Genomic DNA, 25,782 nt, shown 5'->3' on the forward strand with positions numbered 1-25,782 from the left:
CCGCTGTTTACCTGTCGTAGTTCACCGACCCCCGCGGTCGGGCGTGTCGCCCTCGCGCGCAGTCGTCCGCGTCGAAAATTCTCGTCGCTTGGACTGGGCCGACGCGCCCGCAAGGGCGCTAGTGGTTCGCCGTCCCCGTTCGCAGCGCACAATGGGGCGACCCAAGGCACCGAAACCGGTTCACGGCAACCCGAACAGTATGCCTTATCCCGCGGCTGCGGCCAAATCCCGACTCAAGGCCCCCTCCGGACGCCGAGCGCATACCGCACGCACACACTTTGAGCAGTTCAGCAGCACCAGGTATGCGGTCGGTATCGCCGGTATCTTACTTTCAAGTAAGGTACTGGCCGTGAGCGCATCTCCGACCTACAAGATCTGGCAGCGTCTGCAGAACAAGCCCGGCGGTTCCGCCTTGTTCTCCGCCGCCATGATGGCCCGTGTCCCCTACTTCGCCTCGGTGGTGCCGCACGTGCACCGGATGGAACCGGGCTACTGCGAGGTGACCGCCCCCAAGTGGTACTTCGTCTATAACCACATCAAGACCTTCCACGCCATCGCCGCGTGCAACCTGGCGGAAGTCGCGATGGGCATGTTGATGGAGGCCACCACCCCGTCCTCGCATCGCTGGATCCCCAAGGCGATGAACGTCCAGTACCTCGGCAAGGCCACCACCTCTCTGCGCGCGATCGCCCAGCTGGAGGGCGTCGACTTCGCCTCGATCGCCGAGGGCACCGATGTCGTCGTGCCGATCAGCATCACCGATCGCGACGGCAAGGAAGTGGTGAAGGCAGAGATCACCACCTGGGTGACACCCGCCTAATACATACCGGCGAAATTTGACCGTTAGAGGCAAATCTATGGTGTGACGCGCGCACACTCCGGCTATGGCCATCACCGCACTGTCAGAGATCGAAGAAGCCGGCCGAGTCCTGGCCGATCCCACCGCCTACGCCGACGAGCCTCGCCTGCACGCCGCGATGACCCTGCTGCGGCGCGAACAACCCGTGTCGAAGGTGACCGCCGACGACTACCGGCCATTCTGGGCGATCACCAAACACGACGACATCATGGACGTCGAGCGCAACAACGCGCTGTGGATCAACGAGCCACGTCCCCTGCTGATGAACCTTGAGCAGGAAGCCGAGCTGGATAAGCAGGCGGCGATGGGCATCGAACTCAAGACCCTCGTGCACATCGACGACCCCAAGCATCGCGTGCTGCGCGCCATCGGTGCCGACTGGTTCCGACCGAAGGCCATGCGGGACATGAAACTCCGCACCGACGAGCTAGCCACCCGATACGTCAACAAGCTGATGGAGGCCGGCGGAAGCTGCGATTTCGCGCAGGACGTGGCGGTGCACTTCCCCCTGTACGTCATCATGTCGCTGCTCGGCATTCCCGAGTCGGACTTCGACCGGATGCTCAAGCTCACCCAGGAGCTCTTCGGCGGCGACGACACCGAGTTCCAGCGCGGCGCCACTCCCGAGGAGCAGCTACTGGCGCTGCTGGATTTCTTCGGATACTTCAGTGGCCTCACCGCAGCCCGGCGCGAGAACCCCACCGAGGACCTGGCCTCCACCATCGCCAACGCCAGAGTCGACGGCGAACTGCTGTCCGATGTCGATACGGCGTCGTATTACACGATCATCGCGACCGCCGGACACGACACCACCAGTGCCACGATCGCCGGTGGGCTCGAAGCGCTCCTGCAACACCCGGAACAGCTGGACCGGCTGCGCGAGAACCCCGATCTCATGCCGCTGGCCGTCGACGAGATGATCCGCTGGGTGACGCCGGTCAAGGAATTCATGCGAACGGCGACTGCCGACACCGAGATTCGCGGTGTACCCATCGCCGAGGGCGAATCGGTCCTGCTGTCCTACCCCTCGGGCAACCGCGACGAGGACATCTTCAGCGATCCCTTCACCTTTGACATCGCACGCGATCCCAACAAACACCTGGCATTCGGTTTCGGCGTCCACTTCTGTCTGGGAGCGGCGCTGGCGCGCATGGAGGTCAGCAGCTTCTTCTCGGCGCTACTTCCGCGTCTGAAGTCCATCGAGATCGACGGAACCGTCGAACGGACGTCGACCATCTTCGTCGGCGGCATCAAGCACCTACCGATCCGCTACACACTGAGGTAAATGCCGTTCTAGGCGAACCGCGCGGAACCGTCCGCCGCGACGTCGACGGAGGCACCGGCAATATCGGTGTCCGCAATCTGCACGGCGGCATCGCGGTCGTCGATCTTGGCGAATGTGCGTGCGCCGGTTGGTGTGCGCACGCTGACGAACGTCTGGAACGGTGAGCCGTCCCGTCCATAGTTGACGGTCCAGGCTTCGACGCTCGCCCTGCCCGCATAACCGTCGGCGGCCTCGGTCCGGGGTTCTTTGTCGACCTCGGCCTGCACGTCCTCGAAGGTGAATCCGGATGCGGGCGGCTCGGTTCCATAAATTCCGAACGCGTGCTTGGTGAGATATCCGCCGTTGGCCGTGATCAGGCCCTTCGCGCCGGGACGCTCACGCAGTCGCTGCGCCATGGTGGCAATGGAGTGGGTGACGTAGTTGCACCAGGGGCCTCCGGCGAAGGTGAGCCCGCCGGTGACCGTCAACGGCCGTGCCGGGTCATCTAGCGCCAGCCCCAACTCGGTCGCCGCGACCTGGACCGCCGAGGGGAAGCACGAGTAGATGTCGATCAGCTCGACGTCATCGGTTCCCAGTCCCGCGATGTCGAAGGCACGCTTGCCTGCCAACCGAATGGCCGGCGACCGGTGCAGCTCGTGACGCTCACTGAGTGCGAAGGTGTCATTGGCATGCGCGCCCGCCAGGGGAAATATCCAGCGGTCCTTGGGGATTCCCAACCGGGTGGCAGTCTCCACGGAGGTCAGCAGCACCACCGCGCCCTGCTCCACCATGTTGTTGGAGTTCATCAGCTTGGTGTACGGAGAACTGATCCACCGATTGTCGGGGCCAGGCGTGGCGATCTCCTCGGCGGTGTACGCATCGTTGGACCACGCATGCGGGTTGTTCACCGCCACCGCGTTGAACCGCTGCCACAGCTGGGAAATAGCGGTTCGATGGTCCTCGATGGACGCACCCTGGGCGATACGTATCGCCTGCTCGAACAGCGGGTAGACATGGCCGGGAGAAATCAGGCCGATGGCGGTCTCGGCGCCGCCCACCTGATCCATGCGACCGCCGAGAATCGTTGGCTCGGCGATGGATTCATCCTGGGTAGTCCATGCGGGCTGCACACCGGTGGCCATCATCTTGTTGCGCGAACGCCACATCTCCGCTCCGCCGACGAGCACCACATCGGCATCCCCAGCCAGGATGTCCGCGGCGGCGTGATTGACCAACAGCTGTGGCGAGTTGCCGCTGGGGCCGGTGTAGAAGGTGCGCTTGGGCGCCGCCCCCAGACGCTCACCGAGGAGCGCACCAGGGTCGCGGTACTTCCACGAGAAGATGTTCGCCACCGACACGGTGTCGATGGCGGTGAGCAGTTCGGCCGCGCCGGCATCCTCGGCGGCCAGGCGCGCCGCGCGCTCCACCAGATCGATGGGCTCGGGGATCTCGGAGAACGGGGTATCCGCCTCTGTCCGCTGGTTGACCTGTCCGGTACCGACGAGGACCGGCGTGCGAGGGTCGATGGCCATTCGCCGATGGTAACCAACCGCCCGGTTGGCTCCGGCAAGTCCTCCGGAAAGCCGGTGTCCGTCCCATTAGGTGGGCAGCGCCGGCCCGGCACCTTCGATCTGATCCCCCGCGCCGGTCATATCCTTCAGGTCGACCCCGGAGCGGCCGATCTGACGCGCCCCCGCCACCAAGGCCGCCACCACCTGCGCCGCCTGGTCATAGCCCAAGCCCTCGGGGGGATGAATATTGGACACGCAATTACGTTGCGCATCAGTACATCCCACGATGGGGCTGTGCGTCAGGTATATCCCGACGCTGTCGGCGACCGAAAGTCCCGGACGCTCACCGATGAGCACCAACACCGTGTCCACGCCGAGGGCGGCACCGATGTGGTCCCCCAGGGCCACCCGCGCCTGCGTTGCGATGACCAGCGGTGCCATCGAATACCCGCGAAGACGCTGATGCAGTGCCTGCAACAGGAGCACACCGTGGTCGTCGAGCGCTCGCGGTGACAACCCGTCCGCCAGCACGATGCCGATATCGCCGCCGGACCCGGGCAACACGTCCAGCGCTCCCTCTGCGGGGGCACGGCCCAGATCTGGGCGGCGCAGATACTCGGATCGATCCGCCGCCCGGCTGGTCACCAGCAGCGGCGTACCCAGCCCGAGCCCGTCGATGCGGCCCGCCAAAGCCTGAGCGTCCAAGGGCGTGTGCACCGCGTCTCTGGCGGCGGCATGTGCGGTTCCGAACTCCAGCACTCGAGTGGTGGGCAGCGCGTCGCCGCTGCGCCCCAACCCGATGCGCGACTGCGTCGATCGACGCAGGGTGTCCCAGATATCGTGCGCTGCATCATTGTTGGCGATATCGCTCATATCAGCGCCCGCAACGGCGAGTCGTTGACCGCGACTTCACGCAGCCCACCATCGCGCTCCAGCATGCCCATCCGTTCAAGCCAATCGTTGAACTCCGGCGCCGGGCGCAGGCCGAAGGTGCGGCGCGCGAAGAGTGCGTCATGGAAGGACAGGCTCTGGTACCCGAGCATGACGTCGTCGGCGCCGGGCACGGCGATGACGAAGGCGACTCCTGCCGCGGTGAGCACGGTCAGCAGAATGTCCATGTCATCCGAATCCGCCTCGGCGTGATTGGTGTAGCAGACGTCCACGCCCATCGGCAGTCCGAGTAACTTGCCACAGAAGTGGTCTTCCAAACCGGCCCTGATGATCTGCTTACCGTCGTAAAGATATTCCGGCCCAATAAATCCCACGACGGTGTTGACCAGGAGCGGCTCCACCTCACGGGCGACTGCGTAGGCTCTGGCCTCCAACGTCTGCTGGTCCACCGGAGCACCGCCCACCCCGATATGGGCACCGGCCGACAGCGCCGATCCCTGGCCGGTCTCCAGGTACATGACATTGTTGCCAACGGTGCCGCGCGCCAGTGAACGCCCGGCCTCATTCGCCTCACGCAGCAGCGACAGGTTGACCCCGAAGCTCTCATTGGCACCTTCGGTTCCGGCAATCGACTGGAACACCAAGTCCACCGGCAGGTTTCGTTCGATGAGCTCCATCGTGGTGGTGACGTGCGCGAGCACACACGATTGTGTGGGGATATCGAACCTCAGTCGGATGTCGTCGATGAGGCGCAACAGGTCACCCGCGGCATGCGGGGAGTCGGTGGCGGGGTTGATGCCGATGACGGCGTCGCCGCATCCCAGCAGCAAGCCATCCAGGGTGGCGGCGGCGATGCCCCGTGCGTCGTCGGTGGGATGGTTGGGCTGCAGCCGGGTGGCCAGCGTGCCCGGTAGGCCGATGGTGGTGCGGAAGGCACTGTGATTACGCACCGCCGCACCGACTGCGATGAGGTCCTGATTACGCATCAGCTTGCTGACCGCAGCCACCATCTCGGGTGTCAGCCCGGACGATACATCCTTGAGTGATTGCGCCCCATGGGGTTTGGTGACGGTCTCCAACAGCCAGTCGCGAAAATCGCCGACGGTGAGGTGGGAGATGACCGCGAATGCCTCCGCGTCATGGGTATCGATGATGAGCCGGGTCACCTCGTCGGTGTCATACGGAACGATCTCCTCCGAGAGGAACTCCGCCAGAGGCACCTCGGCAAGCGCCCAGCGTGCTGCGGCCCGCTCGGCGTCGGAATGTGCCGCACAACCCGCGAGCTCGTCACCGGAGCGCGGAGGTGAGGCCTTCGCGAGAACCTCGGCCAGCGACCCGAACGTGTAGGTGACCGGTCCTGCGATGTGACGAAAAGTGCTCATGATGTGCCTATTTCAGTTCATTCTCGGCTTCAGCGAGCGCCGCGAACTCTTCATCCGGCGAGTTCGCAACCAAATGGTGACGGCTATACAACCCAAAGTACGCCATAAACAGCACGAATACCCCGAACGTGGCAAAAGCCGCGGTGGTATCCACGATGAACGTCGCCACCACCGCAGCGCAGGCGATCACCAGCGCGAAACCGCTGGTGACGATGCCCCCTGGCGTCCGGTAGGGCCGCGGCATCTCGGGTTCGCGGATCCGCAGCACGATGTGGCTCACCATCATCAGCACATAGCTCAGCGCCGCCCCGAACACGGCCATGTTGAGCAACATGGCGCCTTCACCCGTGAGCGACAACAGGAATCCGACGATTCCCGGCACGATCAATGCCAGCACCGGCGCCTTGCGGCTGTTGGTGATCGACAGCCCCGTCGGCAGGTAGCCCGCCCGGGACAGCGCGAAGGTCTGCCGACTGTAGGCGTAGACGATGGAGAAGAAGCTCGCGATAAGTCCGGCCAGCCCGATGTAGTTGACCGCCTTGGCCACCGTGGTGGTGCCGAGCGCCTCGACCAGCGGATTGCCCGATTGCCCCATGGCTTCGGCGCCACCTGCGCCGGGAACGAGAAACAATACGGCCGTGCCGGTGACGACGAGCACCAGCATCGCCATCACGATGCCGCGTGGGATGTTCTTTGCCGGATCGCGAGCCTCCTCGGCAGCCAGCGGCACGCCCTCGATCGCCAGGAACAACCAGATCGCGAACGGCACGGCCGCCCAGATGCCCAGATACCCAAAGGGCAGTAATGCCGATGCCCCCGTTGCGGTTTCGTCGACAGGAATGTCGGTCAGATTGTGCAGGTCGAATCGGCCGACGGCACCGATGGCGAAAATCGCGAGGCCGACCAGCGCGATCCCGGTGATCACGAACATCGTCTTGAGCGCCTCGCCGGCACCACTGAGATGGATTCCGATGAAAATCGCGTACACCGCCAGATAGATCCACCAGCCGTCTTTGAGCCCGAACAGGTGTAGGGACTGGACATAGCTTCCGATGAAGGTGGCGATGGCAGCCGGCGCGATCGCGTACTCAATGAGAATCGCGGTCCCGGTAGCGAACCCGCCCCACGGCCCCAACGCGCGCCGCGCGAAGGTATACCCGCCACCTGCGGTGGGTAAGGCCGACGACATCTCCGCCATGCTGAGCACCATGGACAGGTACATCGCCGCGATGATGACCGCCGCTATCGCCATTCCGCCGAAGCCGCCCTTGCTCAGGCCCGTATTCCAGCCCGCGTAGTCCCCGGAGATGACATAGCTGACTCCGAGACCTGCCAGCAGCACCCATCCCGCGGTACCCGACTTCAGCTGACGGCGGGCGAGGTAGTCGGCGCCCTCCAGGTGTGATTGAACGCCCGCGTGATCGAGCGGTGCATCCACGCGTGGGCTGACGGCATCATCGGGACTGGACATCGTCCAATTGTGCGACCGATGTCCGCGAAGCGTGGGTCAGACGACGAGATTCATAATGCGTTACGACCACGCAACAAACTGGGCGGCTCGATGCCCGATCATGGCAATGGTGGCGGCGGGGCCACGGCTGGGGATGGTCGGCATGACAGACCCGTCGATGACGAACAACCCGTCGATTCCCCTGACACGACAATATTTGTCGACAACAGCGTGCTTGTCGCCGTCATTGCCCATCGGCGCGGTTGCGCACAGATGCTGCGAGGTGGACCACCGCGGACCGCCGAACCGCCGCCCATACAGCTCGGACACCAAGCGCACCCCGTCGCGCAACCGATCCATATCGGCGGTCTCGCTGTCGTACCTCAGGTCGATGTAAACCGGTGCCCCGGGATCCGGTGATCGCAGTTCCACGCGGCCCCGGCATTGCGGTGTCATCAATGCGACACCGATCTGGCGGGCGTCTGCACCCTCCACTCGCACCCCCGCCATTGCCGCGAATCCTGTTGTATAGGGGCGTATCTCCACACCGGTCCGACGGTCGGTGTGCAGCACGGTATCCAGAACCGGATGGCCCTGCTGCCCCGCGTCGCCGGTATCCAGCACCCATTCCGCGTGATCCATCACTCGGGTACCCACACCCGGCAGATCCACGACCGGCTCCACACCCACCGCACGCAGATCGTCGGCCGGGCCGAGGCCGGACAGCAACAGCAGCTTCGCGCTCTCAATCGCCCCCGCGCTCAGAATGATTCGATCGGCGGTAAGGGTCCTCACCGAACTCCCCACCGCAACCTGCACCCCGGTGGCCCGCCCACCGCTGCACAACACCCGCAGCACCCGGGTACCGGAATACACCCCGAGATTGGGGCGCCAGCCCGCACTCTCCAGGTAAGCGCGCGCAGGCCCGACTCTCATCCCGCTGTCGATGTTCAGCGGCACCAAGCCCACGCCGACGCCGGCCGCACCATTGAGATCGGCCACCAACGGATACCCGCGTTTGACCGCGAGATCCATCAATTCCCTTCCAGCGCTACTCTGTTCGTGCCTACGCCCGATGGGTATGGGACCCGACGACCCGTGCAGCGGATCATCACGAAAGTCTCGGTCGGTCTCCATGGCACGGAAGTGGTCACGCACATCCGTCCAGGACCATCCCGGCACCGACCATCCGTCGAAGTCCTCTGGCCTGCCGCGCACGAAGTAGCCGCCGTTGATCGCACCCGAGCCACCCACCACAGATCCCCGAACCAGCTCGGCCTGATCACCCGTGGAGGTCAGCGTCGCCCAGTAATAGGTGGCTATCTGGCTGTCTGGCCCAATCGGGAGGCGATATCCGTCGCGCACACCGTCTTCGTCCGCGGAGGACGCCGGGCCCGCCTCGACAAGCATCACCCGAAACGATGGATCCTCGGAAAGGCGCCCTGCCAGAATGGAACCCGCGCTACCCGCACCCACGACGAGCGCATCCGCGTGGATCGGCCTACTCAGGGCCGTAGTTCCGGTCGGAGTGCGCCGAGGTCGCGCTCCTGCACGATCCCGGACCACAGGCCAATCCCATAAGCGATGTCGTCCAGACGCTTCAACAGCACATACTCGATCAAACCGATGCGATCATCGGGTGAGGCCGAGTTGTCGTTGCGCTTCATCCAATCCACGACGCCATCGACAACCGCGGCCACCACGAGCACCTGCCGACTACGGCGCGACAGCGCCGCGGCCATCAATGCCAGCGGCCAGTAATGACGGCACAGCGCCGACGCGATCTGCAACGCGGCCCCACCCACCCCTTGGGCGGCCACCCGAACCACGTCACGTGGCGGAGTGTCCACGCCGCGCAGCGTGCGCGCGACACGTCCCGCCGCCAGCGCGGCCATACCTGCCGCGGCCAGATAGCCCATCCCCGAGCCGACCGCCGCCAGGATCCACACCAGCAGCGTCCACCGGGAGATGACCATCGGTGCCACCTTGTCGGGGTGGCGTGTCGACAGCGGAGCCGCGCTCTTTCCGTAGAATGCTTTGCGCGCGAACCACTCTCGAAGAGTCAGCCGATGATCGTGAGCCACATGTGAGACGGGCTCGTACCGGAGCCGAGATCCCACCTCGATCAGTCGCCAGCACAGGTCCACGTCCTCGCCGCACTGCAACGATTCGTCGAATCCACCGATCTCGTCGATCGCGGAACGGCGGACCACGATCGCCGCGCTGGGGACGTACGACACCGGTCCGTACGGCACGACCGGCGCCTCCCGCAGGCCGAGGTCCAGTGAGGACCTAACCGCCTCATATCGAGCAATAGCGTTGTCACTCAACACCAATCCTACGATGCGGGGCGCGACGAGAGCGACCGCCGGATCGCTGAAGTGCCCCAGCAGCGCCTCGAGCCAGCCCCGCCTGGGCACCACATCCGAATCGAGGAACGCGACGAAGTCCGTGGTCGCCAGCTTCAAACCGGTGTTGCGAGCCGCCGCCGGACCGCGACTGTCCGCGTGGCGCACCACCTGCACATCGCAGTACATGCCCTCCAGATCGCTCTCCACGATCGGGATGGTGGAACCGTCGTCGACAACGATCACACGCATTCCGCGAAGCGCCCGAAGCAGTCTTCGTAATCCAAATCCGTTGTTACGGCAGGGAATAACAACTGTCACGTCGCGGTATCCCGGCCCACCCGCCGGACGCGGGTGCGCGACGGTCGCGTCCAGCAGTGTCCGCGCGAGCTGCGCGCTGGTCGCATCACGCACTTCGAGCCGCCCGCCCGATAGCAGCGTCCGCGCGGCCGGAGCCAATCTCAACAGACGGGTCGGCGAGCCGCCCAACAGGGCAGAGCCCTCATCGAGAACCCGGACCCTGCGGTCCACCTGGACGGCGAATCCATCGGGCAGCCGTTCCTGCGGCGTCGACACGTTCTGCGCCTGCTCGTCGCTCGTGGTCATACCAGCCGCCCGTCGGCATCGGGTGCCCACCGGCGCACCGCGTCGGCGCACTGTCGAGTCATCGTCGTAAGCATCCGCGCACCGTCCTGACCACTGGCCGTGGTCGGATCTCCCAGCACTCCGATGGCACTCACCGCAGCCACGCCACCTGCCCGCATGGGCGCCATCAACTCATGCAAGGGTGCAGAGTTTCCGGCCAACGCCTCCTCGCGGCGCACAGTTTCTGGTGAAATATGCAGCAGCAGAGAAGTTTCCACGTGTCCGGCGTGAGCGTCACCGCCCTCCACCGTGCACGCCCACCATGCGGCGTCACGGCCCTCCGCACGCAAAAGCCGTATCGCGGACACCGCCGCTTCGATGTTTCCGCCGTGACCGTTCACGAAGACGATGCGCCTGCACCACTGCGTGGCCGACCTCCCGTACTCGACGAGCATCTGGCTCAGTGCCGCGGTACCGATCGAGATCGTGCCAGCGAAGGATTGGTGCTCACCGCTGGCTCCGTAGGCGATGGCCGGCGCGAGAGCCGTCCGGTCCCCGCCGGCCGCTGCCGCCAGCTCACCGGCCGCGGCGGTTGCCACGGCGGTGGCAATCCGGGTGTCGGTATCCAACGGCAAGTGCGGCCCGTGTTGTTCGGTTGAGCCAAGTGGAGTGAACAGAGTGATGGCCTCGTCTGCGAGCTCCCGGGAGATGGCGGTGCTCAAGACAGTCGGAACAGCCACCCGCCGATGGTAGGCCGAATTCACTTCAAATGCATCCAAAGTTGGCGCACCCGATCGAGGTCTTTACATCCTTGCTGGCCGTCGGCTTATGCCCTGGGCCCTATTTCGCCCCGATTGTCACGCCAGCCCCTGCCGCCACATCGACTCTGCCGGACACCGTGTTCAATTCGCGGTGCGCCGAACTAGTGCCGGCCCAGTCCCCGAGCAAACCCCTCCGGGATGAGAAGGTCATCTGGCGATAGCTCGTGCACAGACTTCTTGCCGAGCCCCATCAGCGCAGAATCGATACCCCCGCGCATGATGTCCAGAACGTTCTCGACGCCGGACTGACCGGCCGCCGCGAGGCCCCACAGATACGCCCGGCCGATCATCACCGCACGGGCGCCCAGAGCCAGTGCCTTGACGACGTCGCTGCCCCGTCGGATGCCACCATCGAGTAGCACTTCGACATCGCCTCCCACCGCCTGGGCGATACCGGGCAGCGCGCGGATCGACGCCGGCGTTCCGTCGAGATTGTTGCCGCCATGATTGGACACCGAGATCGCTGAAACTCCGCTATCCACAGCACGTTTGGCGTCGTCGATACGCATGACGCCCTTCAGCATGAACGGACCGTCCCACTGCTCGCGCATCCAGCGCACGTCATCCCACGTCGGCGCCGGGGTGCCCATCCACTGCCCATAGGCGTCGAAGAACGGCGGGCCGGCCTCCCCACGGGCGGCCTGGTTCGGCACCCGCAGGTCCGGAATGTTCATCCCCTTCCCGAACGACCACAGCCAGCCGGGTTTGGTGACGACTTCCGGCGCCAGCCGGATCATCGATCGCAAGTTCATCTTCTCGGGAATGGACGGACTCCCCCAGTCGCGCCCGTGCGAGAAGCTCCAATCAAGGGTGGCGATAAGACCAACCGCTCCAGCATCTTTCGCACGCTGGATGCGCTGAGCGACATCGTCACGGCCACCCAGCCAGTAGATCTGAAAATGCGTCTTCGGGTTGGCGGCGACCACATCTTCGATGGGCTTGCTCGCGAACGAGGACAACCCCATCGCCGTTCCACGCGCCGCGGCGGCCCGCGCCACGGCGACCTCACCATCGGGGTCTACGGCCTGTACCCCGGTCGGAGAGATCATCACCGGAAGGGAAATATCCTGCCCCAGAACATTTGTCGATAGTTCGCGGTCCGGCTGGATGCCAACCACGTGGGGTTCGAACCCCAGCTCCCCGAATGCCTCGACGTTGTCGCTGACCGTCAGCCCCTTCTCACTGGCCGAGATCAGCGAGCTGTAGACGGACTTCGGCAGTCGCTTCTTGGCCCGCTGCTGGGCAATCGCGACCGTCTCGAACCATGTATTGCGGGCCATCTATCGTCCTGCTCGTAAATTGGAAAGAGGGTTCTCATCGCACGCGCGTGAAGGTGGACGGCGAGTCAGCGTCAGCGCCACCGGACCCGTGGCGGGGCTGCGCTTGCTCTTCGAATGCGAGTGGTCACCACTGGGTTTGGGCACCACGCGGTCCGCGGCCAGGGCCACTTCCCCGTAGCCCTGCACGCATTCCGGGTCCGGCCCGTCCATCGGGAGTCCGGTGAAGAACTTGGCGGCCATGCAGCCGCCCCGGCAGCTGTCGTAGTGACCGCAGCTGCCGCACGCACCGGCCGATTGCGGCTCACGCAGCTCGTTGAACAACCGGGAATGCTTCCATACCGCGTCAAATCCACCGTCGGACACCACGTTTCCAGCCATGAAACGGTCGTGGATCGCGAAGGGGCAGGCGTAGACGTCACCCACCGGGTCGATCAGACACACCACCCGGCCGGCACCGCACATGTTGAGACCGGGCAACCCGCCCGAGCCATCGCCGTAGGCCGAGAGGTGGAAGAAAGAATCACCCGTGAGCACTCGTTCGCCGTTGAGCACCAGCCAGTCATACAGCTGACGCTGCTGCGCGGGGGTCGGGTGCAACTCATCCCAGACGTCGGCCCCGCGGCCCGAGGGGCGAAGCCGCGTGATCCGCAGCGTCGCACCGTATCGCGCTGCCAGGTCCGCGAATTCATCGAGCTGGTCGACATTGTGACGGGTGACCACCACCGAGATCTTGGCGTCCTTGAATCCGGCGTTGGCCAGATTCTCCAGCGCACGCACGGCCATCGCGAATGATCCGGTCCCACGCACCGCGTCGTTGACCTCCGCGGTCGCGCCGTCCAGCGAGATCTGCACGTCGACGTAGTCGCTCGCGGCCAGCCGCGCCGCCACCTCCTCGGTGATCCGTACACCGTTGGTGGAGAATTTGACCCCTACGTGATGCTCGGTCGCATAGTCGACGAGCTCCCAAAAATCCGATCGCACAGTGGGTTCGCCACCACCGATGTTGACGTAGAACACCTGCATGCGTTCCAGCTCGTCGATGATGTCCTTGCACTGCTGCGTGGAGAGCTCACGCGGGTCGCGCTTACCCGACGACGACAGGCAGTGCACACAGGACAGGTTGCAGGCGTAGGTCAACTCCCAGGTGAGACAGATGGGAGCGTCAAGTCCCTGTTCGAACTGGTCGACCAGGCGGGGTACAGCGGGAGCACTCATCACGCGTCCTCTCGGGTCACGATCATCTTGGAATCCGCCAACACGGTCAGGGCATGCTGATACGCGGCGACCTGACCGTCGTCGACACCAACCGCCCGCCAGGCGTTCTCGGCGCTGCTGTGATCGGCGAGGGACTGCACGATCTGCAGCAGAGTGCGGTTCTTGAGGAAGGACAGCTTGCGAGTTCCGAAGTGGTAGAGCAGCGCCCCGAACGGCTCCGGGCGCAGCGACACCTGGGGATGCAACTGCCAGGGCCGGGTCCAGTCGAAACCGGCGGGCGCCTCGTCAATCATGGCGCTCATCGAGATGGGGCGTCTCAGTAGACGCCGCACATCCCGTCGATCGACACCTCTTCGACCAGCGATTCCTGGACCAACTCGGTGTCGGTGGTCTGTCCGGCGACAGTGGTGGGCTCGGCCATCTGTTCACTCCCTTGTGAGTCTGGACTGTGGCAACGGTCACGATAATAATGGCATCGAGTGCAGAAAGGAAAGAGGGTGGCAGGAAATGCTGGCATGACAGCACAGACGGCGCGCGTAGGGCGACGCCCTTCGACAACCCGGGACGAGATCACCACGGTTGCGATGGCGCTCTTCGCGCAGCGCGGATTCGACGAGGTGAGCGTGGACGACATCGCCGCCGCGGCCGGTATCGCCCGGCGCACGGTGTTTCGGTACTACAGCTCCAAGAATGCAATCGTGTGGGGAGACTTCGACTCTCATCTGCAGGTGATGCGCGACCTGCTGCAGGAAACGCCGGACACCGTGGATACCAGCACCGCACTGCGACGGGCAGTGCTGACATTCAACGATTTTCCCGTCAACGAGACACCGCGGCACCGCATGCGGATGCGGCTGATCCTGGAAATCCCCGCCCTGCAGGCGTACTCGATGCTGATGTACACGGGCTGGCGCGACGTCATCGCCCAGTTCGTGGCCAAACGCGGTGGCACCGAACCCAACGCCCTCTTGCCGCAGACCGTTGCCTGGACACTTTTGGGAGTCGCTCTGGCCGCATACGAACAGTGGCTTGCCGACGAGTCGTCAAAGCTCACTACGCTGCTCGGCAGGGGCTTCGATGCCGCCGAGGCAGGCCTGCGCGCCCTGGGCTGAGCCCGCCGAGCTACTCAAGCACCTCGGCGATGGGTGTTCCCGCCGCGATCTTGGCCCGCATCTTCATCACCGGGCCGGCCATCCCACAACCCACGACGCCGGTAAGCACGCCGTCGCGCTCCAGATATGCCAGGAACTTTCGGCCGTCGTCGGAGATCAGATGCACGACATCCGAGTCCCCCAGGTGGCCCAGCGACTGGATCTTCACGTCGTACTGGTCGCTCCAGAAGTAGGGCACAGCAGCGGTATTCGCGGACGGTTCCTGCCCCAGTAACGCCGGCACCAACGCGCGCACCTGATCGGCCACATTGCTCCAGTGCTCCACACGGTTCGGACGCCCGTCCGCGTCGGCCCATGCGGCGACATCGCCCAGTGCCCAGACATGCGGGGTGCTCGTGGCGCCCACCGCATCGCACACCACGCCGTTGTCCACCTCGACGCCTGACCCCTCCAGCCAGTCGGTCGCAGGCCGGCTCCCGATACCCAGCACGACAAGATCGGCGTCCAGCCGTGACCCGTCGGACAGGGTGACGGACTGAACCCGCCCCTCCCCTTCCACCGCGTCGACGCCGACACCAACCCGAACGTCCACTCCCTCGTTACGGTGCAGCCGGGCGACCAGGTCTCCGAGCTGCTGGCCGATCGCCGCCAACAGCGGGGCGGGCTGCGGCTCGACAAGAACCACGTCAACTCCATTGGCACGCAAGGTGGACGCAACCTCGCACCCGATGAAGCCCGCACCGACGACCACCGCGCGCCGCGCGTTCTCGGCGTCACCGCGCAACGCAAAGCTGTCATCGGCGGTGCGCAAGACGTGGATACCGGCCAGGTCGGGGAAGGACGGTATGCGGCGCGGAACCAGGCCGGTCGCGATGATGACTTCGCCGTATTCCAGCGTGCTCCCGTCGCTCAGGGTGACCGTTCGGGCGGCCGGATCCAGCGCGGTCACCTCGACGCCAAGCCGCAGTTCAATTTCCTTCTCGTCATAGAACTCTCGCGGCTTGAGCACCACGGCATCGATCGTCTTCTCCGCGTCGCGTAAGACATCCTTGGACAGCGGTGGACGGTCGTAGGGCAGATGCGTCTCGCTGCTCACGATGGTGATCGGCCCGGAGAACTCCGCGCGACGCAGCTGCTCGGCGGTACGCACCGCACCCAGTCCACCACCGATGATCAATACCCCGTGTTCCGCGTCACTCATGGGTCTCTTCTTACACGACTGGACACGCGGGATGTCAGGCCTATCGTCCCCGCTCGCTACCCCTGTACCTGCGCTCGGTCCACCAGATTGGAAAGCACCACGATGCTCTCGGTGCGGTCGATGTCTCCGCTGGCACGAATGCGTTCCAGGGCGCGCTCAAGGTGCTGAATGTCGCGTGCCAACACCCTGAGCATCGCATCGGAGGTTCCGGTCACCGTCGCCGCACTCACCACCTCGGGGATGTCGATCCACGCCCGCCGCAGGGCCTCCGGCGTGATGGTGCCCTGGCAGTAGACCTGGACGTAGGCCTCGGTGTTCCAGCCGACGGCAGCGCGATCGACCACGGTGGTAAAGCCCTTGATCACGCCCGTGGCGACCAACCTGTCGACCCGGCGCTTGACCGCGGGGGCCGAGAGGTTCACCTCCTCGCCGATCTCGGCGAACGTCGCCCGGGCGTTGCGCATCAACAACGTCACGATCCGCTCGTCGGTGGCATCCAGCTCGGCCATGAATGTTCCCTTCTCGGACCACCCGGCCCATTCCTGCAATAGAATGCCAAATTCATTACCTAGACGCAATGGATCGCATTCCATTGCACAATGGATGAAGATTGATTGCATGGTTCAGCTCTCATACGCTCAGCGCATGACCGCTGTGCACGAGGGTGGACACCCGGCCTCCTCCCCGACTGAACAACCAGACAGAACACCGACGACACGTCACTACGTGATGGTGCCCCCGACGTACTACACCGTCGAATACGCGATCAATCCCTGGATGGATGTAACCAATCCGGTCGATCCGGCTCTTGCCATCGCCCAATGGGATGCGTTGCGCGCCACCTACGAACGCCTCGGCCATACCGTGGACATCCTGTCCCCCGTCGCGGGCCTGCCGGACATGGTGTACGCGGCCAACGGCGGAATCGTATTGCGTGGCAACGCCGTTGTCGCCCGCTTCAAGCACGCCGAGCGTGCGAGCGAGGCCGCCGCGCACGCCGAATGGATGCGCGGACACGGATTGCGGGCCATGCACTCGCGTTACACCAACGAGGGGCAGGGCGATTTCCTGCTCGCAGGCGAGATCATGTTGGCGGGAACGGGGTTCCGCACCGATGTCAGGTCGCATGTCGAGATCGCGCGGATGCTCGAGATTCCCGTGGCGACGCTCGAACTGGTCGACCCTCGGTTCTATCACCTGGACACGGCGCTGGCCGTGCTGGATGCGCAGACCATTGCCTACTATCCGCCTGCATTCAGTGAGGCATCTCAGGCGCGCTTGAGGTCCATGTACCCCAACGCGATCATCGCCAGTTCCGCCGATGCCTATGTCCTCGGTATGAACGCGGTCTCTGACGGGCGCCACGTGATGCTGCCTGCCGGGGCAACCGGATTCGCCGAACAGCTCCGCGGTGCCGGATTCGAACCAATAGGCATCGATCTTTCCGAACTACTCAAGGGCGGTGGATCGGTCAAGTGCTGCACACTGGAGCTGCACTCGTGACCGTCACGGAGGCCCCCGGCATGTCACCCGACTCATACAAGAGCGTTGAGTACATCGAGTTGGCCGAGCAATACGGCGCCCACAACTATGCGCCGCTACCGGTCGTCGCCCACCGGGCCGAGGGCGCGTGGATCGAGGATGTGGACGGCAAGCGGTACCTGGACTGTCTGGCCGCTTACTCGGCCGTGAACTTCGGCCACGGGAATCCCGAAATCCTCGCGACCGCGCACGCGCAGCTCGACACGGTGACGCTGGTGAGCCGGGCGTTTCATTCGGATCGCCTCGGTAGGTTCTGCCGCGACCTCGCCCGGCTCTGCGGCAAGGGCATGGTGCTGCCGATGAACACCGGGGCTGAGGCCGTCGAGAGTGGCATCAAGGTGGCCCGCAAATGGGGCACCGACGTCAAGGGCGTACCGGCGGATCAGGCCAATATCGTGGTGGCGCACAACAACTTCCACGGTCGAACCATCAGCATCGTGAGCTTCTCCTCTGATGAGACGGCGCGCGGCGGGTTCGGCCCGTTCACTCCCGGATTCCGCATCGTGCCGTTCGGCGATGCCGCCGCCCTGGAGCAGGCGATCGACGCCAACACCGTCGCCGTCCTGCTGGAGCCCGTTCAGGGCGAGGCCGGCATCGTCATCCCGCCGGACGACTACCTGCCCACCGTCCGCACACTGTGCACCGAGAACAACGTCCTGTTCATCGCCGACGAGATCCAGGCCGGACTCGCCCGCACCGGCCGCATGTTTGCCTGCGACCACTGGAACGTGGTCCCGGATGTCTATCTGCTGGGCAAGGCGCTCGGCGGCGGAGTGGTCCCCGTCTCTGCCGTGGTCGCCGATACCGACGTACTCGGTGTGCTACACCCCGGCGAGCATGGCTCGACCTTCGGCGGAAATCCGTTGGCCGCGGCCGTCGGGTCGACCGTAGTGGCAATCTTGGAACGCGGCGAATTTCACCGCCGGGCAGCCGTTCTTGGACGGCACCTGCGGGCCCGACTCGATGCCCTGATCGGCCACGGCGTCACCGAGGTGCGATCACTGGGACTGTGGGCCGGCGTCGACATCGACCCGAATCTGGCAACGGGAAGACAAATCAGTCTGCGCATGGCAGAGTTTGGCATCTTAGTGAAGGACACGCATGGCGCGACCCTCCGGTTCGCACCACCCCTTGTCATCACCGAGGACGAAATCGATTGGGCGATAGACCAGTTCACTGACGTGCTGGCCACCTTCCGGTAGGTTTCGTCCCGGCCACAGGAGGCACCATGGCACCCTCGTCACCCAGCTTTGCCCAACAGCTGCTGCGGCGCCGACCGACGTCCGGGGCGCCGACCGCGCACGGCGCGGGCGGACACCTGAAGCAGTCGATGGGAACGTTCCAGCTGACCATGATCGGTGTCGGCGCCACCGTGGGCACCGGTATCTTCTTCATCCTCGCCGAATCAGTACCCAAGGCGGGCCCGGCGGTGATGGCCTCGTTCCTAGTCGCCGGCCTCGCCGCCGGACTGGCCGCGCTCTGTTATGCCGAATTGGCCTCGGCAGTACCGGTATCGGGCTCCTCGTTCTCCTACGCCTACACGACCATGGGCGAACTGGCGGCGATGGTCGTGGCCGCCTGCCTGCTCTTGGAATACGGGGTGTCAGCAGCGGCGGTCGCCGTGGGCTGGAGCCAGTACCTCGACAAGCTCTTGGTCAATCTCTTCGGATGGCACCTGCCGCATGCGATCAGCGCCGCACCCTGGGACGGTGCCGATCCCACGGCACCGCATCCCTGGCTCAACCTGCCCGCGGTCCTGCTCATCATCATGTGTGCGATCCTGCTCATCCGCGGGACAAGCGAATCCGCACTGGTCAACACCGTCATGGTACTGCTCAAGCTCGCCGTCCTGACGGTGTTCGCGATCATCGCGTTCACCGCCTTCCAGGTCGGCAACTTCTCCGACTTCGCACCGTTCGGTGTCAGCGGGATCGGAGCCGCTGCCGGGACGATCTTCTTTACCTACGTGGGGCTGGATACGGTGTCCACCGCCGGAGAGGAGGTGAAGGATCCGCAGCGGACGATGCCGCGCGCGCTCATCGCGGCACTGCTCATCGTCACCGCCTTCTACCTCGTCGTGGCGCTGGCCGCGCTGGGCGCACAGCCCTGGAAAGAGTTCGAGGGGCAGTCCGCCGGCCTGGCCCTGATTCTGGACAAGGTCACCGGAAGCACCTCTGCCAGTACGTTCCTCGCGGCGGGCGCGGTGATTTCCATCTTCTCGATCACCCTGGTCTCGATGTACGGCCAGACGCGCATTCTGTTCGCCATCGGCCGTGACGGCCTACTGCCCTCGGTCTTCGCACAAGTCAACCCACGCACGCTGACACCGGTGAACAACACGATCATCGTCGCGGTCGTGGTGGGCCTGATGGCCGCCTTCGTCCCCCTGGACAGCCTGGCGAACATGGTGTCGATCGGAACACTCACCGCTTTCATCGTCGTATCGATCGGCGTCATCATCCTGCGGGTGCGTGAACCCGAACTGCCGCGCGCCTTCCGGGTTCCGGGTTATCCGGTGACTCCCGTGCTGTCCGTCATCGCCTGCGGGTACATCCTGTACAGCCTGCCCTGGATCACCTGGATCGCATTCGGGTCCTGGGTCGCCATCGTCCTGGTGTTCTATCTGGTGTGGGGCCGACACCACAGCGCGCTCAACGACTTACCCAGCGACCCGGCCGAGTTACCGGAGAAGGAACCGGTATGACCGTCGTCGTCGGATATCTTTCGGGCAAGGGCGGCAAGGGCGCCCTGCATCTGGCGGTCGAATCCGCCCGCGTCCTGGAGACCTCGCTCACCGTCACCACCGTGGTGCCCAAACCGTGGACCACGCTGTCGAAGGCCAAGATCGACGCCGAGTACGCTCAATGGGCACAAAAACTCTCCGACGACTCGAAGACCGAGGCTGCCGCGTATCTCGAAAAGATCGGTACCGGAATCGATGTCACGTTCCACAATGTGGCCCACCGCTCGGTGTCCGGTGGCCTGCTGGAGGCCGTGGAGGCCTCCGACGCCGACGTGCTCGTCGTCGGATCCGCCTCAGAGGGACGCCTCGGGCAGGTGGTCCTTGGCTCGACCGGCGACCGGTTGCTGCACTCCTCCCCCGTCCCACTGGCGATCAGCCCACGCGGCTACCGCGGTTCCAAGGCCGGCACGGTCAGCCGTGTCACGTGCGGTTATCCCGGCACAGAAGACGCGGTCGACGTTGTGCAACAAGCTGTTCGACTGACACAGCGCCTGCATGCGCCCCTACGTGTGGTCACCTTCGCGGTGCGCGGCCGCACCATGCTGACCGCAGGGGTCGGTCCCGAGGCCGAGGATGCGGTGCTCGCCAGTTGGGTCGTCCAGTCCGAGGAGGCGCTGGAGGGGCTGCGCCAGAACGACATCGTGACGCCCGAGGTGGAGTTGAAGGTCGTCACCGGCGATACCTGGGATGACGCACTCGACAATGCCGAGTGGCTCGACGGCGAGCTGTTGGTTCTCGGCAGCCGTCCGCACAGCACCGTCGCCCGTGTGTTCCTGGGCTCCCGCGCAACGAAAATCGTCAGGCACAGCCCCGTGCCCGTCGTCGTGATGCCGGGCTAGCCCAGACGGATCTAGTAGGTGAGGTGCCCCTTGTCCACCGGCACCTGAGCTCCGGCCAACGTTCCCGACGCATCGCCCGCCAGCCACAGCACCACGTCCGAGATCTCATCGGGTTCAAGCATCTTGGTGGGCGACAACGGCATCGGGGCAATACTCGGCAGGTAGTTGGGGTGCTCGGCGAGGATCTTCATCATGGCGTCGCCAGTGATCATGGGCGTGGTCACCCCATACGGGTGGATCGAGTTGACCCGGATGCCGTACTCGGCGAGTTCGATCGTCAGCGATTTGGTGAGGCCGGTGAGGCCGAACTTCGAGGCAACATAGGCGCCGTTACCCGGGGTGCCCTTGAGCCCGGACACCGAGCTCACGATCACGATCGAACCACCGTTGCCGGCCTCGATCATCGTCGGCACAACGGCTTTGACGGTTTTCCAGGTGCCGGTGAGGTTGGTGTCGATGATGTCTTCCCACTGCTGGTCGGGCATCTCCCACAGCCGTCCCCAGCTGAGCACTCCCGCGTTGGCAATGAGGATGTCGATGCGCCCGAACTGTGCGACGGCCTCTTCGACCACGCTCTGCAGCGCGGCGCCATCACGGACGTCGGCCTGCTCGGCGATGATCTTGCGCCCGGCCGCCTCGACGAGCCGGATGGTCTCCTTGAGGTCTTCAGGCGTGGCCGCCTCGTATCCCGCGTAGTCAGACACGGGTGCACAGGCGTCGATCGCGACAATATCCGCGCCGGCCTGGGCCAGCCGCACGGCGTGCTGACGTCCCTGTCCGCGAGCCGCGCCGGTTACGAAGGCCACTTTTCCGGCCAGGGGCTGATCCGCCATCTATCTTGCTCCTTTGCAATCGAAACCAGGCTAGCAGCATTTCTAGAACGTGTTCCAGATTGGGGACCGCTCAGCGGGCGGTGAACACGCGCGACTCTTGCCGACGACGCCTGGCCATGACGGTGACCAAAATGCCCCCACGGCAAGCCACACGGTCGATCTACAGGTCGCCAAGTATCTCCGCACGCTTGGTGTCGTATTCCGTCTCGGAGACCAGTGATGCCAGCTTCAACCGATCGAGCTCGGCGAGCCGGTCGGCCACCGAACCATTGGAATCGGAGCCGGATGCCTGCCCGGATCCCTCCGTCTTGCGCAGAATCGCATCGATCTGTTGGCGAACAACCGGATTCGAACGGATGTCCACCACACCATCGGTACCTATGCCGTTGTCCTTGAGAACCTTCATGATCTCGAACAGCGGACCGGCCTGTCCGGTGAGGTCGTACTCGCGCCCCTGGGATGAGCTGGAGAACTTGGCGGGCACCTGTCCGTTGAGCAACGCGCTGCGCTGCCAATCGATCTGGAATTGCTCGGTACCGGGAGCGACCAGCACGACGAGCTTGCCGCGCGAGAGCGTGGGCACCTGCAACACCGACACCCGAGCCCTTGTCTCGGCGCGGAACGGGCTGATCCCGTCACCATGCACCTGCAACGTCAGCTTGATCACCGGCTGGTCGTTGACCGTCATGCCCGTCTCGTTGGCCGCCACCACGTCAGCCAGCGCCAGAATGCCGTGCGCTTCCAACTGCTCGCGCGCCTCCTGGGTTCGGGTGAACACCAGCGTCAACACGAATGCCAACACCACGATCCCGATGGTGATGCCGATGCCGCTGTACAGCATCCAACTCGTCGCCGGCTCGTCGATCACGTAATACATCACTATGAAAATCGGCCCGACGATCCCGCAGATCAGCGAGAAAGCCAGGATCTTGAGAAAGCGCGCCATCACGTTCATGGGGCAATGATCCTCCATCCGTATGGCATCTTGTGCCGGATCGATCCGACGCTTAATATTGGCAATGGATGTTGTCAACGATGCCGACATCGCCGACAGGAGGCACTCGCATGCCCAAGCTCACCACCGTGGTCGACGACTCACTTCCGGGTGCACCCCACCCCTTCGACTACTACCACCGGCCCGGGATGGATCTGCGCCCAATCCCGGAGGGCAAGAACGAATTCGGCTGGATCTGGCGGCATTGCCGGCACGTCCTCTTCGACAACTGGTTCGACGTCGAGGACCACGTCACCCCGACCCCGCTTACCTGCATGTTCGACGATCACATGTGGCAGGGCGACGAGCTCATGGACGCCGTGGTCGCCATGTTCGACCGGATCGGCTCCAAACGGGCACGCCCCATGTTCGAGCAGGCCATCACCGAGGGCATCGACTCCCTCGATGACCCGCCGGATGAACTGCGCGCACTCCTGGAGGATGCGTACCGGGTGCCGCAGTGGTGGGATCCGGTCAAGGCAGAGCGCGGACGAGTGCGTCTGAACCAAATGGGCGCGCCCACAGCGCTCCTCATGACATCGTTCGGGGTCTTCGACACCGTGATGAACTCCGACGTTTCGGCGACCACCGGCGCCTCCGGCAGGTTCCGGGACCAAGGCCAACAGCGCCTGCTGGAGACCGCGCGCTTTTTCGCGGCACTGCGCGACCGCGACGCCATGCGTCCCGGCTCATGGCAGATACAGATGACCTTGCGCGTGCGCCTCGTACATTCACTGGCCCGCAAGGGACTTCGATCCGCATGGGGGGTGGACAACTTCGCCGACTTCGGCGTGCCGATCTCCAACTCATCGATGTGCGGATTCATCGAAGCCGAGTCCCTGGGGCAGATGCTGATCGAGCACCGGTTCGGCCGGCCCTGCACCGCCGAAGAGCTCGACGACGCATGGCACTACATGACGCGATGGGCGCTGCTGTTCGGCATCACCGAGGAGATGTGCCCCAAGACAGGCGCCGACGCCATGCGCAATCTCGACTACCTACTGGCACGCTCCGGGGATGCCTCGCGCTGGCGCGTCGAGCTCGTGGAGGTCCTGTCCTCGCTACCCTCTGCCGTCATTGCCCCCGTCCCCATGGAACGTTTCCGCAAGCTGCTCAGCGACGTGATGTTCGTGGCAGGCATCGGCGCACCCGGCTGGGTCCTCATGGGCCCCCGGGCCATGGATGAATTCGTGCGTGGCACAACCTACGAGCGGCTCCCCCGGCAGCTCCCCGGGATGGTTCTGCAGGCCGCGATGTCGGTGAGCGCACGCACCGCCGCGATCCGCGACCGGCTACCCGGCACCCGATTGGCGCGACGGCTCGTCTACGGGACCCTGCTGCCCAACCCGAGCGCGGTGCTGAATCCGGCGTTCGGCCTCCTGGAGAAGCTGAACAAGGTGACCTCGACCTACACCATGCACGACAACAACACCGCCGGTCACGCCTTTGCCCGCTAGTTCGAGACGTCACCTCTTGTGAGCAACGTCCCGGCGGCCTAACATTGACAATGCGCGTTGTCAATGATGTCGACGTCAACAACCCAGGAGGCGCCCGGATGCCCAAGCTCACCGTGGTCGACAAACCAGAGGCAGGCGAACCGCACCCGTTCGACTACTACTACCGGCCGGGCATGGACCTTCGCTCAATTCCGGAGGGCAAGAACGAGTTCGGCTGGATCTGGCGCCACTGCCGGCACTACCTCTTCGACCCCTGGTTCGACGTCGAGGACGAGGTAACCCCCACTCCGGCAACCCGGATGTTCGATGACCACATGTGGCAGGGCGACGAGCCCATGGATGCCGTGGTGGAACTGTTCCACGAGCTCGGTTCCGCCGAGGCACGTGCCCTGTTCGAACAGGCCGTGGAGCACGGCGTCGATAGCCTGGACAATCCGCCCGAGGCACTGCGCGCTCTGTTCGCGGATGCGTATCGCATCCCGGAATGGTGGGACCCCGAGAAGGCAGAACGCGGTCGGCAGCGGGCACGGCAGGTGACCACCGCGACCACCGCCGTCATGGCGACCTTCGCGGTCTTCGACACCGTGATGAACTCCGACGTGTCGGCGGCTACCGGAGCCACCGGTCGGTTCCGCTATCAGAGCGCCCAACGGCTGGCCGAGACCAACCGGTTCTTCTCGATGATCTTCGACCGCGACGGCCTGGTGCCGGGCTCCGAACAGATCAAGCTGACCATGCGGGTCCGGCTGGTGCACTCACTTGCCCGGCGGGGTCTGCGCAGCGCCTGGGGCGAGGACAATTTCGCCGAATACGGTGCGCCCATTTCGAACTCGTCCATGTGCGGGTTCATCGAGGCGATGCTGGGGGCTCTCCTCGTCGACTACCGACTTGGAAGGTCCTGCACGCTCAGGGAGATCGACGATGTGTGGCATTACCTACTGCGCTGGGCGTTGATGTTCGGCGTCACCGAAGACCTACTGCCGCGCACCGGGATCGACGCCATGCGCAATCTCGACTATCTGTTGGCACGCTCCGGGGATGCCTCGCGCTGGCGCGTCGAGCTGGTAGAGGCGTTGGCCACCGGCATGTCCGGCGCGCGCACCGGCCCGGTCCGGCGCCTCTTCGCGGAGGTGCTCGCCGGCCCCGGCTCCATGCTGATGGGACCGGCGGCAATGGACGAGTTCTTCCAGGGCACCACATTCGAGGGCGTCAATCATCGGCTGTCCGGTTGGCTGTTCAGCAGAGCGGCCGCGGTCAACGCCAATGCGAGCGCCGTCATGGACCGGTTGCCCGGCATGGGTTTGGTGCGCCGACAGTTGGACGCCTTCAACCCCAATCCCAGTACGGTGAACAATCTTTTGTCCGAACTGATCGAGAAGCGCGCCAAGGTTAGCTCCACCTACACCATGCACGACAACAACACCGCCGGGCACGCATTCGCCCGCTGACGCAACT

24 protein-coding genes are annotated in these 25,782 nt (G+C 64.7%); 9 read left to right on the forward strand and 15 right to left on the reverse strand.

Annotation, left to right across the window (positions count from 1 at the left end):
• The first annotated feature begins 349 nt into the window (after positions 1 to 349).
• Both MYCSP_RS17915 and MYCSP_RS17920 read left to right on the forward strand, forming a co-directional pair.
• A complete protein-coding gene (locus MYCSP_RS17915; RefSeq protein WP_088415660.1) occupies positions 350 to 820 on the forward strand; it encodes a hotdog fold domain-containing protein in 471 nt (156 codons plus the stop codon).
• Positions 821 to 884: 64 nt separating this feature from the next.
• Entirely contained in the window at positions 885 to 2,144 is a 1,260-nt protein-coding gene (locus MYCSP_RS17920) for a cytochrome P450 (RefSeq protein ID WP_088414560.1), read from the forward strand.
• Positions 2,145 to 2,152: 8 nt separating this feature from the next.
• Here MYCSP_RS17920 and MYCSP_RS17925 read toward each other — a convergent pair whose 3' ends face one another.
• The 11 genes from MYCSP_RS17925 to mftA form a co-directional block, all read right to left on the reverse strand.
• Positions 2,153 to 3,655 carry an acetyl-CoA acetyltransferase gene (locus tag MYCSP_RS17925; RefSeq protein WP_083013490.1) on the reverse strand — a complete coding sequence of 501 codons (1,503 nt, stop codon included), beginning with the start codon at positions 3,653 to 3,655 and terminating at the stop codon, positions 2,153 to 2,155.
• A 66-nt stretch (positions 3,656 to 3,721) separates the two neighbouring features.
• Positions 3,722 to 4,507 carry an ethanolamine ammonia-lyase subunit EutC gene (eutC, locus tag MYCSP_RS17930; protein ID WP_083013489.1) on the reverse strand — a complete coding sequence of 262 codons (786 nt, stop codon included), beginning with the start codon at positions 4,505 to 4,507 and terminating at the stop codon, positions 3,722 to 3,724.
• On the reverse strand, positions 4,504 to 5,907 hold the full coding sequence (locus MYCSP_RS17935) for an ethanolamine ammonia-lyase subunit EutB (RefSeq protein ID WP_070909382.1): 1,404 nt from the start codon (positions 5,905 to 5,907) through the stop codon (positions 4,504 to 4,506). Before MYCSP_RS17935 ends, eutC begins: the two co-directional genes overlap by 4 nt.
• A gap of 7 nt (positions 5,908 to 5,914) precedes the next feature.
• Positions 5,915 to 7,378, reverse strand: coding sequence for an ethanolamine permease (gene eat / locus MYCSP_RS17940; RefSeq protein ID WP_070909381.1), 1,464 nt, complete (start codon positions 7,376 to 7,378; stop codon positions 5,915 to 5,917).
• Between the two features lie 60 nt (positions 7,379 to 7,438).
• On the reverse strand, positions 7,439 to 8,854 hold the full coding sequence (mftG, locus tag MYCSP_RS17945; protein ID WP_268873123.1) for a mycofactocin dehydrogenase MftG: 1,416 nt from the start codon (positions 8,852 to 8,854) through the stop codon (positions 7,439 to 7,441).
• Between the two features lie 8 nt (positions 8,855 to 8,862).
• On the reverse strand, positions 8,863 to 10,311 hold the full coding sequence (gene mftF, locus MYCSP_RS17950) for a mycofactocin biosynthesis glycosyltransferase MftF (RefSeq protein ID WP_070909379.1): 1,449 nt from the start codon (positions 10,309 to 10,311) through the stop codon (positions 8,863 to 8,865).
• Positions 10,308 to 11,054 (reverse strand): mycofactocin biosynthesis peptidyl-dipeptidase MftE, encoded by a 747-nt coding sequence (mftE, locus tag MYCSP_RS17955; protein ID WP_070909378.1) that lies wholly within the window; start codon positions 11,052 to 11,054, stop codon positions 10,308 to 10,310. The genes mftF and mftE overlap by 4 nt, the downstream gene beginning before the upstream one ends.
• A gap of 158 nt (positions 11,055 to 11,212) precedes the next feature.
• Entirely contained in the window at positions 11,213 to 12,391 is a 1,179-nt protein-coding gene (gene mftD, locus MYCSP_RS17960; RefSeq protein WP_070909377.1) for a pre-mycofactocin synthase MftD, read from the reverse strand.
• A complete protein-coding gene (mftC, locus tag MYCSP_RS17965; protein ID WP_070909376.1) occupies positions 12,392 to 13,606 on the reverse strand; it encodes a mycofactocin radical SAM maturase in 1,215 nt (404 codons plus the stop codon).
• Positions 13,606 to 13,908 carry a mycofactocin biosynthesis chaperone MftB gene (gene mftB, locus MYCSP_RS17970; protein ID WP_070910023.1) on the reverse strand — a complete coding sequence of 101 codons (303 nt, stop codon included), beginning with the start codon at positions 13,906 to 13,908 and terminating at the stop codon, positions 13,606 to 13,608. Before mftB ends, mftC begins: the two co-directional genes overlap by 1 nt.
• A 14-nt stretch (positions 13,909 to 13,922) precedes the next feature.
• The gene (gene mftA / locus MYCSP_RS17975) at positions 13,923 to 14,027 is read right to left on the reverse strand and encodes a mycofactocin precursor MftA (protein WP_030096679.1); all 105 of its coding nucleotides are present in this window, start codon (positions 14,025 to 14,027) and stop codon (positions 13,923 to 13,925) included.
• 94 nt (positions 14,028 to 14,121) lie between these two features.
• Between mftA and mftR the strand changes: the two genes are divergently transcribed.
• A complete protein-coding gene (mftR, locus tag MYCSP_RS17980; RefSeq protein ID WP_070909375.1) occupies positions 14,122 to 14,718 on the forward strand; it encodes a mycofactocin system transcriptional regulator in 597 nt (198 codons plus the stop codon).
• A gap of 10 nt (positions 14,719 to 14,728) precedes the next feature.
• Here the strand turns inward: mftR and MYCSP_RS17985 are convergent, their stop codons facing one another.
• Complete coding sequence (locus MYCSP_RS17985) at positions 14,729 to 15,919, reverse strand: NAD(P)/FAD-dependent oxidoreductase (protein WP_070909374.1); 1,191 nt, start codon at positions 15,917 to 15,919, stop codon at positions 14,729 to 14,731.
• A 56-nt stretch (positions 15,920 to 15,975) separates the two neighbouring features.
• Positions 15,976 to 16,428: an Lrp/AsnC family transcriptional regulator gene (locus tag MYCSP_RS17990; protein ID WP_030096676.1), complete on the reverse strand. Its 453-nt coding sequence runs from the start codon at positions 16,426 to 16,428 to the stop codon at positions 15,976 to 15,978.
• 136 nt (positions 16,429 to 16,564) lie between these two features.
• Here MYCSP_RS17990 and ddaH point away from each other — a divergent pair, with 136 nt between their 5' ends.
• The 4 genes from ddaH to MYCSP_RS18010 are packed head-to-tail and all read left to right on the forward strand — an operon-like array spanning position 16,565 to position 21,043.
• A complete protein-coding gene (ddaH, locus tag MYCSP_RS17995) occupies positions 16,565 to 17,422 on the forward strand; it encodes a dimethylargininase (RefSeq protein ID WP_088414564.1) in 858 nt (285 codons plus the stop codon).
• Positions 17,423 to 17,442: 20 nt separating this feature from the next.
• A complete protein-coding gene (gene rocD, locus MYCSP_RS18000; protein WP_083013535.1) occupies positions 17,443 to 18,663 on the forward strand; it encodes an ornithine--oxo-acid transaminase in 1,221 nt (406 codons plus the stop codon).
• A 26-nt stretch (positions 18,664 to 18,689) separates the two neighbouring features.
• Positions 18,690 to 20,165, forward strand: a complete 1,476-nt coding sequence (locus MYCSP_RS18005; RefSeq protein WP_070909372.1) for an APC family permease — start codon at positions 18,690 to 18,692, stop codon at positions 20,163 to 20,165.
• On the forward strand, positions 20,162 to 21,043 hold the full coding sequence (locus MYCSP_RS18010) for a universal stress protein (protein ID WP_070909371.1): 882 nt from the start codon (positions 20,162 to 20,164) through the stop codon (positions 21,041 to 21,043). Before MYCSP_RS18005 ends, MYCSP_RS18010 begins: the two co-directional genes overlap by 4 nt.
• 11 nt (positions 21,044 to 21,054) lie before the next feature.
• On the opposite strand, the gene MYCSP_RS18015 is transcribed toward MYCSP_RS18010, so the two are convergent.
• Together MYCSP_RS18015 and MYCSP_RS18020 are read right to left on the reverse strand one after the other, a co-directional pair.
• Complete coding sequence (locus MYCSP_RS18015) at positions 21,055 to 21,876, reverse strand: mycofactocin-coupled SDR family oxidoreductase (protein WP_088414569.1); 822 nt, start codon at positions 21,874 to 21,876, stop codon at positions 21,055 to 21,057.
• A 160-nt stretch (positions 21,877 to 22,036) separates the two neighbouring features.
• Positions 22,037 to 22,831 carry a hypothetical protein gene (locus tag MYCSP_RS18020; protein WP_070910021.1) on the reverse strand — a complete coding sequence of 265 codons (795 nt, stop codon included), beginning with the start codon at positions 22,829 to 22,831 and terminating at the stop codon, positions 22,037 to 22,039.
• A gap of 110 nt (positions 22,832 to 22,941) precedes the next feature.
• Between MYCSP_RS18020 and MYCSP_RS18025 the strand changes: the two genes are divergently transcribed.
• Together MYCSP_RS18025 and MYCSP_RS18030 are read left to right on the forward strand one after the other, a co-directional pair.
• The gene (locus tag MYCSP_RS18025; RefSeq protein ID WP_070909369.1) at positions 22,942 to 24,327 is read left to right on the forward strand and encodes an oxygenase MpaB family protein; all 1,386 of its coding nucleotides are present in this window, start codon (positions 22,942 to 22,944) and stop codon (positions 24,325 to 24,327) included.
• A gap of 98 nt (positions 24,328 to 24,425) precedes the next feature.
• Positions 24,426 to 25,775 (forward strand): oxygenase MpaB family protein, encoded by a 1,350-nt coding sequence (locus MYCSP_RS18030; protein ID WP_088415661.1) that lies wholly within the window; start codon positions 24,426 to 24,428, stop codon positions 25,773 to 25,775.
• The last annotated feature ends 7 nt before the right edge of the window (positions 25,776 to 25,782 follow it).

Origin of the sequence: Mycobacteroides saopaulense (assembly GCF_001456355.1) — a bacterium.
GTDB classification, from domain to species: domain Bacteria; phylum Actinomycetota; class Actinomycetes; order Mycobacteriales; family Mycobacteriaceae; genus Mycobacterium; species Mycobacterium saopaulense.

Coding starts and splice junctions, on each gene's coding strand:
- MYCSP_RS17920 (WP_088414560.1), top strand. CDS start 885: ATGGCCATCACCGCACTGTCAGAGATCGAAGAAGCCGGCCGAGTCCTG.
- MYCSP_RS17925 (WP_083013490.1), bottom strand. CDS start 3,655: ATGGCCATCGACCCTCGCACGCCGGTCCTCGTCGGTACCGGACAGGTC.
- eutC (WP_083013489.1), bottom strand. CDS start 4,507: ATGAGCGATATCGCCAACAATGATGCAGCGCACGATATCTGGGACACC.
- MYCSP_RS17935 (WP_070909382.1), bottom strand. CDS start 5,907: ATGAGCACTTTTCGTCACATCGCAGGACCGGTCACCTACACGTTCGGG.
- eat (WP_070909381.1), bottom strand. CDS start 7,378: ATGTCCAGTCCCGATGATGCCGTCAGCCCACGCGTGGATGCACCGCTC.
- mftF (WP_070909379.1), bottom strand. CDS start 10,311: ATGACCACGAGCGACGAGCAGGCGCAGAACGTGTCGACGCCGCAGGAA.
- mftD (WP_070909377.1), bottom strand. CDS start 12,391: ATGGCCCGCAATACATGGTTCGAGACGGTCGCGATTGCCCAGCAGCGG.
- mftC (WP_070909376.1), bottom strand. CDS start 13,606: ATGAGTGCTCCCGCTGTACCCCGCCTGGTCGACCAGTTCGAACAGGGA.
- mftB (WP_070910023.1), bottom strand. CDS start 13,908: ATGAGCGCCATGATTGACGAGGCGCCCGCCGGTTTCGACTGGACCCGG.
- mftA (WP_030096679.1), bottom strand. CDS start 14,027: ATGGCCGAGCCCACCACTGTCGCCGGACAGACCACCGACACCGAGTTG.
- mftR (WP_070909375.1), top strand. CDS start 14,122: ATGACAGCACAGACGGCGCGCGTAGGGCGACGCCCTTCGACAACCCGG.
- MYCSP_RS17985 (WP_070909374.1), bottom strand. CDS start 15,919: ATGAGTGACGCGGAACACGGGGTATTGATCATCGGTGGTGGACTGGGT.
- MYCSP_RS17990 (WP_030096676.1), bottom strand. CDS start 16,428: ATGGCCGAGCTGGATGCCACCGACGAGCGGATCGTGACGTTGTTGATG.
- ddaH (WP_088414564.1), top strand. CDS start 16,565: ATGACCGCTGTGCACGAGGGTGGACACCCGGCCTCCTCCCCGACTGAA.
- rocD (WP_083013535.1), top strand. CDS start 17,443: ATGTCACCCGACTCATACAAGAGCGTTGAGTACATCGAGTTGGCCGAG.
- MYCSP_RS18005 (WP_070909372.1), top strand. CDS start 18,690: ATGGCACCCTCGTCACCCAGCTTTGCCCAACAGCTGCTGCGGCGCCGA.
- MYCSP_RS18010 (WP_070909371.1), top strand. CDS start 20,162: ATGACCGTCGTCGTCGGATATCTTTCGGGCAAGGGCGGCAAGGGCGCC.
- MYCSP_RS18015 (WP_088414569.1), bottom strand. CDS start 21,876: ATGGCGGATCAGCCCCTGGCCGGAAAAGTGGCCTTCGTAACCGGCGCG.
- MYCSP_RS18020 (WP_070910021.1), bottom strand. CDS start 22,831: ATGAACGTGATGGCGCGCTTTCTCAAGATCCTGGCTTTCTCGCTGATC.
- MYCSP_RS18025 (WP_070909369.1), top strand. CDS start 22,942: ATGCCCAAGCTCACCACCGTGGTCGACGACTCACTTCCGGGTGCACCC.
- MYCSP_RS18030 (WP_088415661.1), top strand. CDS start 24,426: ATGCCCAAGCTCACCGTGGTCGACAAACCAGAGGCAGGCGAACCGCAC.